At 75.0% G+C, this 7,112-nt stretch carries 7 protein-coding genes; 3 read left to right on the top strand and 4 right to left on the bottom strand.

Annotated elements, in window-relative coordinates; translation table 11 throughout:
• Positions 1-809 (bottom strand): DeoR/GlpR family DNA-binding transcription regulator (locus tag ACSNOK_RS09655; RefSeq protein ID WP_436780186.1); only part of this gene is annotated, 809 nt, incomplete at its 3' end.
• A gap of 61 nt (positions 810-870) precedes the next feature.
• On the bottom strand, positions 871-1,989 hold the full coding sequence (locus tag ACSNOK_RS09650) for an NAD(P)-dependent alcohol dehydrogenase (RefSeq protein ID WP_436780185.1): 1,119 nt from the start codon (positions 1,987-1,989) through the stop codon (positions 871-873).
• Between the two features lie 224 nt (positions 1,990-2,213).
• Here ACSNOK_RS09650 and ACSNOK_RS09645 point away from each other — a divergent pair, with 224 nt between their 5' ends.
• From ACSNOK_RS09645 to ACSNOK_RS09635, 3 genes are all read left to right on the top strand, one after another.
• Positions 2,214-4,007, top strand: a complete 1,794-nt coding sequence (locus tag ACSNOK_RS09645; RefSeq protein WP_436780184.1) for a glycoside hydrolase family 15 protein — start codon at positions 2,214-2,216, stop codon at positions 4,005-4,007.
• 59 nt (positions 4,008-4,066) lie between these two features.
• Complete coding sequence (locus ACSNOK_RS09640; RefSeq protein ID WP_436780183.1) at positions 4,067-4,504, top strand: DUF6188 family protein; 438 nt, start codon at positions 4,067-4,069, stop codon at positions 4,502-4,504.
• A gap of 148 nt (positions 4,505-4,652) precedes the next feature.
• Complete coding sequence (locus tag ACSNOK_RS09635) at positions 4,653-5,081, top strand: hypothetical protein (protein WP_436780182.1); 429 nt, start codon at positions 4,653-4,655, stop codon at positions 5,079-5,081.
• Positions 5,082-5,403: 322 nt separating this feature from the next.
• Here ACSNOK_RS09635 and ACSNOK_RS09630 read toward each other — a convergent pair whose 3' ends face one another.
• On the bottom strand, positions 5,404-6,384 hold the full coding sequence (locus ACSNOK_RS09630; RefSeq protein WP_436780181.1) for a DUF6114 domain-containing protein: 981 nt from the start codon (positions 6,382-6,384) through the stop codon (positions 5,404-5,406).
• Entirely contained in the window at positions 6,375-6,980 is a 606-nt protein-coding gene (locus ACSNOK_RS09625; protein ID WP_436780180.1) for a DUF6230 family protein, read from the bottom strand. Before ACSNOK_RS09625 ends, ACSNOK_RS09630 begins: the two co-directional genes overlap by 10 nt.
• Between the last annotated feature and the right edge of the window lie 132 nt (positions 6,981-7,112).

The raw sequence follows: 7,112 nt of genomic DNA, 5'->3' as shown, positions 1-7,112 counted from the left end.
TGTATAAGAGACAGCCCCTCCGGAGCCACCCGCTCCACTGGAACCCCCAGCGCGCCGAGCGCGGCGACCTCGTCGTCCGGCGTGGCGGTGTCGGTCACCACCGCCTCGTAGGCGGCGGCCGTGCCGTACGCGTGCGTGGCCGTCCTGCCGAACTTGGTGTGGTCCACCAGGAGCAGCGACCGTTCGGCGGAGGCCAGCATGGCCTCCTTCACCTCCGCGTACGCGCGCAACGGGTGGAACAGCCGCCCGCGCAGCACGGCGGTGGCGGACGTCAGGGCCACGTCCGCGTGGATCCGCGCGAGGGCGCGGGTGACCTCCGGTCCGGTGCAGGAATCGAACTCGCCGTGGAAGTGCCCGCCGAGGAGCACGACCTCGACGGCGGGCGCGGCCCCCAGCCGCTGGGCCACGCCGACGGAGTTGGTGACGACCGTGAGCCCGTCGAGCCGGGCCAGGGCGGCGGTGAGCGGGAAGAGCGTCGTGGAGTCGTCCATGAGGACGGTCGAACCGGGGGCGATCCGGCCGGCGACGGCGGCACACAGCGCCGCCTTCGCCGCGAGGGCGGTGCCGACGCGGAAACGGGTGGCCGTCTCCATCGTCAGGGCCGGGAAGGCGACGGCCCGGCCGCGCCGCTTGCGGAGCAGCCGGCGCCCGTCCAGTTCGTCGAGGTCCCGGTGCATCGTCATCAGGCTGACCCCGAACCGGGCGGCCAGGTCGTCGATGCGGACCTCGCCGTGTTCGGCGACGCAGCGCAGTACGTCCTGCCGCCGCTGCTCGACGGCGGCCTCCGACGGCCGTGCCCTGGGCGGCATCCGGTGACTCCCTCTCTCCACTCTCACGGCGTCACTCCGCACGGCGTCCGGCGTCCGCCGGTCAGGCCTCCCGCGGCAGCACCAGCGGCTTGACCGCCGTACGGTCGCGGGCGCCCGCGGTGAGCGCCCGCTCGGCGTCCCCCAGGCCGTAGCGGTGGCTGACGAGCCGCAGGAGCTCGACCTCGCCGGACGCGGCCAGGGCGATGGCGGTGGGCCAGGTCCCCGCGTACCGGAAGGTGCCGGTCACCTCGATCTCGAAGTTTTGCACATGGGCCAGCGGCAGGGAGACGCTGTCGCCGCCCATGCCGACCAGGACGGCCCGGCCCGCGCGGCCGACGGTCCGGATCGCCTCGTCGGCGACGGCCGGGACGCCGGAGCACTCCAGCAGCACGTCGGGCTCGAAACCGCTGTCCGCGAGGCGGGTGGCGGTGACGTCGAGAACGGCCGTCGCGCCGAGGTCCCGGGCCAGTGCGAGCCGGTGCGGCGAGACGTCGGTGACCACGACCTCCGTGGCGCCGAACGCCCGGGCGGTCTGGGCGGCGACCAGCCCGATGGGCCCCGCACCGGTGACCAGCACCCGGGAGCCGGGGCTCACCCGGGCCTTGCGGCACGCCCACACCCCGACCGACAGCGGCTCCAGCAGGGCCGCCGACTCGGCGTTCAGCGGCTCGGGCACGGGGTGGGCGAAGTCCTCGTCGACGGCCACGTACTCGCACAGCGCCCCGTCCACCGGCGGGGTCGCGTAGAAGGAGACGTCCGGACAGAGGTTGTACCGGCCGGGCCGGCACTGCGCGCACCGGCCGCAGGGCACGCCCGGTTCGACGGAGACGAGCTGCCCCGGCCGCAGCCGGCGGACGCCCGGCCCAGTGGCGACCACGGTGCCCCCGGGCTCGTGGCCGAGCACCATCGGGGCCCGTACGACGAACTCGCCGATCCGGCCGTGGCGGTAGTAGTGCACGTCGGAGCCGCAGATGCCCACCGCCTCGACCCGGACGAGCACCTGCCCCGGCCCGGGCAGCGGTACCGGGCGCTCCTCGATCCGCAGATCCTCGGGGCCGTGGAGGACGGCGGCACGCATGGTGGACGGGACGGCGGAGGGGAGGTGAGGGCGGTCGCTCATGGTCCGGTCGGTGGCTTTCTCCTGGGGGCCGGTGGTGGTCACCGGCGCGGCGAAGCCCATTTTTAGCAGAAAATCGTGGGATTGATAACGCACTATGTGTGAACTCTGCTCGGCGTGCCCGGGGAGCACGCCACCGACTCCGTGTGGTTTGCCCCGCACCGTCGGCGGTTAGTGAACTTCCGGCGGACGGCCGGGACAGGCGGATGGCCGCACGGCGGACGACCACGGTGGCGGGCGGTCGGGACACGTGTGGTCGGGGCGAACGGGCGGTCGGGACAGGGCGGATGACCGGGACGGCAGCGGAGAGCGAACGCGACGGAGGGCACCTCGCGCCCCAGCCGTTGAGCCAGTACGCCCTGCTGGCCGACGGCGAGCGCGGCGTCCTCGTCGGCCCGCGCGGCGAGTACGCCTGGATGTGCGCCCCGCGCTGGGACTCGGACGCCGTCTTCTCCACCCTCGTCGGCGGGACGGGCGTCTACCTGGTCACCCCGGCGGGCCGGTTCGTGTGGGGCGGCTACTACGAGGAGGGGACGCTGATCTGGCGCAGCCGCTGGGTCACCGACGACGGCATCGTCGAGTGCCGCGAGGCCCTCGCCTTCCCCGGCGACCCGCACCGCGCGGTCCTCCTCCGCCGGATCATGCCCTGCCGGAACGCCGCCGCCCGGATGTCCGTCGCCCTGGAACCGTGCGCGGCCTTCGGCCGCCACCCGCTGCGGGACTTCTCCCGCCAGGCCCCCGGGGTGTGGACCGGACGCGCGGGCGAGCTCCGGCTGCGCTGGTCCGGCCGGTTCCCCGACCCGCGGCAGACCGGCGCCGGGGGCCGCCGGCTGGTCACGGAAGCGACGGTGGAGGGCGGGACGTCCCTCGACCTCGTCCTGGAGATCGGCGACCGGCCGTTCCCCGCCCGGCCGCCCGACCCCGACGCCCTGTGGCGAGCCACCGAGGAGGCGTGGCACGCGGCCCTCCCGCCGCTGGACGGCACGGTCGCCCGGACCGACGCCCGCCGCGCGTACGCCGTCCTACGCGGTCTGACCGGCGCGTCCGGCGGCATGGTCGCGGCGGCCACCACCAGCCTCCCCGAGCGCGCCGAGGAAGGCCGCAACTACGACTACCGCTACGTGTGGCTCCGCGACCAGTGCTACGCCGGCCAGGCCGTCGCCGCCGCCGGGGACACGGCGCTGCTCGACGACGCCGTCCGGTTCGTCACGGCCCGCCTGCACGAGAACGGCCCCCGCACGGCCCCCGCCTACACCGTGGACGGGCAGCCCATCCCCGACGAACGCGAGCTCGACCTCCCCGGCTACCCCGGCGGCTTCGACCGCGTCGGCAACAAGGTCGGCGGCCAGTTCCAGCTCGACGTCTTCGGCGAGTGCCTCCTGCTGCTGGGCACCGCCGAGCGCCACGGCCGGCTGGACGCCGACGGCCGGCGGGCGGCGGTCGTCGCCGCGGACGCCATCGCCCGGCGCCACGACGAACCGGACGCCGGCGTATGGGAACTCCGCCCGCGCCGCTGGGCCCACAGCCGACTGGCGTGCGCGGCCGGCCTGCGGCGCGTCGCCGCCGCCGGAGCCCACGGCGCACGGGCGGCTGAGTGGGGCGCGCTCGCCGACCGCCTGGTGGCCGACACCGCCGCCCACTGCCTCCACCCGTCCGGCCGCTGGCAGCGCTCCCCCGGGGACCCCGGCCTGGACGGCGCCCTGCTGCTGCCCCCGCTCCGCGGCGCAGTCCCCGCCGACGACCCCCGCACCCGCGCCACCCTGCGCGCCTACCTCGACGACCTCACCGAAGACCACTACGCCTACCGCTTCCGCCACGGGAGACAACGCCTGGAGACGGTCGAAGGCGCCTTCCTTCTCTGCGGCTTCGTCACGGCCCTGGCCGAGCACCAGCAGGGCCACGAGGTGTCCGCGTTCCGCTGGTTCGAACGCAACCGCGCCGCCTGCGGACCCGCCGGCCTCTACTCGGAGGAGTACGACGTCGCCCAACGCCGGCTCCGCGGCAACCTCCCCCAGGCCTTCGTCCACGCCCTGATGCTGGAGTGCGCGGCACGCCTCGGCCGGCCGTGGGACGGGGAATGACGGTCGGCCTCACCGGAAAACTCATGGCTCTCGACCGTCGCGGCAGCCAGAATGCGCCAGTGAGTACCGAACAGCATCCCGTCGAACACGAGGACCGGTGGATCCTGGGCCTTCGCGGCATGAGCGTCACCCGGATCAGCGTGGACTCCCGGCTCGTGGCGGCCCTCGGCTCCGGCTGGGAAGTCGCGTTCGCGGCGCCCGTCCGCCTATCTCTCGGGTCGGCCCACACCAACCCGTCCGTGCTCTTGAACCCGGGAGCGCAGGACGTCGCAGCGGCCCTCGCCCTCTCCGGAGCGAAGGTCCTGTCGCCGGTCGCGTTCAAGTCGGGCTTCCTGCGGTTCGTTTTCGACACGGGCCACCACCTCACCTGCTCGCCCGACGCGTCCGTCGAAGCGTGGCGGATCACGGGTCCGGGAGGATGGCGCTTCACCGCGCCGCCGGGAGGCGGCATCGCCGTCCGGACCGGCTCGGAAACGAGCGAGCCCCGGCCGCGCTGAGTCCACGCGTCGTCACCCCCCACCCGTTTCACCGCGCCGATCCGTGGCACCCGCGTCATACCGACGGCGGCGACGGCGGCGGGAACGACGACGGCGGTCACGGCCCACGTCCGGTGACCGCGGCGGACGGGAGGAGCGGAGGCACACCATGGGGACGAGTGCGGGGTCGGACGGTTCGGCGAAATCCTCGCGGTCCGGGGCGCTGCCGTTCGACGGGCCCTGGCCCGAGGCGGCGGGGCGGCTCTTGCGGGACGTGTCCGGGCTGGTGCACGCGGAGGCCGGAGGACCGGACGGCCCGCTGACCACGGCGATCGGCCGGGCGCGCGTCGCCGGGACCGCGATGGCGCTGAGCGGCGCCCTGGGCGCGCTCTCCCTCGTCTCCGCGCACCAGGCGCTGCTGCGGGCCACCGAGCGAATCCTGCCGCCGCCCCGGGCGGCCCTGGCCCTCGCGGCCGGCTACGCCGGGGCCGCCGTCGGCCTCACCCGCCTGCGGCGCGCCGCGTCCCGCGCCGCCCGACGGTCCTCCGTCGAGGCCGCGGAACTGGTGCTGACGGAACTGGCCGAATCGGGAGTGTGACCCCCCGCGTCCGGGGGCCGGGTCCACGTCCGGCCGTGGCACAGCGCCGGCGCACAGAGCTTTCCGGACCACACCGTGACCGCCTCCGAGCGGGAGCGCGGAGGGGGGAGCCGGTGACGGCGCCGGACATCGGTCCGGGCGGCAGTTCCCGTAGCAGCGGCACCCAATTCCGAACAACGAGCACACGCGCGATTTCGCCGGCGCGACCGCGACCGCCCCCTGCACGCACAACGCCCGGCGCCGGCGGATCCGGTACGTCCGGGGCGGCGGCGCGTTCCTGCCGCCGGGCGGACGGGGGAGGGGGAGCCGACGACCGGCCGGCTCAGGCGGGGCCGGTTCCCTCCGGCACGGTGGTCAGACTCATGCCCTCGGCGTCGATCGCGTCGCTCCTGATCAGGGCCTGCTCGCCCCGGACGTCCGTCATGAAGACGAAGGGCGGCACCACGGGCGGTACGGACAGCGCGTCGGCGTCGAAGGTGAGGCACAGGATGCCCTGCACACAGCCGTGAAACCGGGTGAGGTACAGGGTGACCTCGCCGTCGAGGCGGAGGCCGTCGACCGCGAGGGAGAACTCGCGTGTGCCGTCGCGGGTTCGGAGCCGGTAGTCGGTGAGGGAAGCGGCGCGCATCCGCAGTGCCATGACCTTGCGCGGGCCGACGACGGTCGGCAGGCGTTCCACGGCGGCGAGCGTGAAGCCCTCCGGGGCGAAGTGGGTCGTACTGATCGTCCCCGGCGTCGGCGTGGTGAGCGGGTGTGCGGTGGGCGGGCCGGGGCGGTCGGGCGCGGCGCCGGGGAGGGTGGTGGCGGCCATGAGGAGGACGGGGAGGACGACGGCGAGGGCCGGCGGGGACGACGTGCCGGGACCGCCGCGCGGGGTCTCCGGCGGGTCGGGAGTCGCCGGGTCGGGGGCCGCCGGGACAGGAGTCGCCGGGTCGGGGGTCCAGGCGCACCCCATCGCTCCGCCGGCGATCCCGAGCAGCATTCCGAGGAGGAACCCGCCCAGGTTGCTGGCCGCGAAGGAGAGCACCGAAAGGATCACGGCGTGGGCGCCGACGTAGTGCCGGGCCCGGGGCAGGAACAGCAGGAACAGGCCCGCGACGATCAGGGCCGCGCCGATGCCCAGAGCGGCGATGCCGCCGAGGCCGAGACCGATGAGGACGTTCCAGGGCGCGAAGGGCACGACGAGGAACTCCGTGCCGGCGGCGATCAGCAGGATGCCCGCCCAGAACGGGCGGGTCCGCCGCCACCGGCGCAACTCGTCGCGCGGGGAACGGCCGGACCCGCGGCGGGACGTCAGAAGCACGCCGGCCCGTCCAGGCTGACGGTGAGCTTGAGGCCCCTGAGCCGGAAGTCGCCTCCGGTCGCGGACCAGGAGTGGCTGCGGACTCCGTCCACGGACACGTCCGAGGCCTGAAGGCCGAAGCGGCCCGGCTCGCCCCGGACACCGGGCACCCGGTCCAGGGTGGCGGCGTCCCGTCCGATCTCGACCTGTCCGAACCGCGCGTCGCCGACCAGGTCCTCGCTGTTCAGGACGAGGTTGCGCGCGGTCACCGGGCCGGCCTTGCCGCCGGCGGACAGCTTGAACGTGACCGTACCCACGGGCGTGTCGACCCGCGCGGCCTGGCAGATGTCCGACAGCTTCGCCTCGCCGAGACCGAGAACGGCTCCGGGACGCCCCGCCCCGTCCGCGGTCCGCGCGACATCGACGAACGAGGCGAGCCCCTTGCCGGACAACGCACCGGCCGAAACCTGGAAACCTTTACCCGAGACGGCGAAGGACGACGCCAGTACACCGTCCGCCATGGCGACTCCCATGGCTCCCACGGCCAGCAGGGCGGGCAACGCGATCACCGCCGCCTTCCGCCACGCCGTCCTGCCCTCGCGCACGTCCCGACTCACCCGTCCACCCCCGCCCGGCCCAGTGCCACAGGCTGCATGCCCAACGACGCGGCGGCCACGCCTGCGGGCGCGTCCCTCGTCCAGGTGACTGACGGTCCAGAGGCCGACGGCGACGGACTGACGGTGGCGACG

The organism is Streptomyces sp. URMC 126, from assembly GCF_051386555.1.
GTDB lineage: Bacteria > Actinomycetota > Actinomycetes > Streptomycetales > Streptomycetaceae > Streptomyces.
This window is presented reverse-complemented; position numbering and strand designations above follow the sequence as displayed.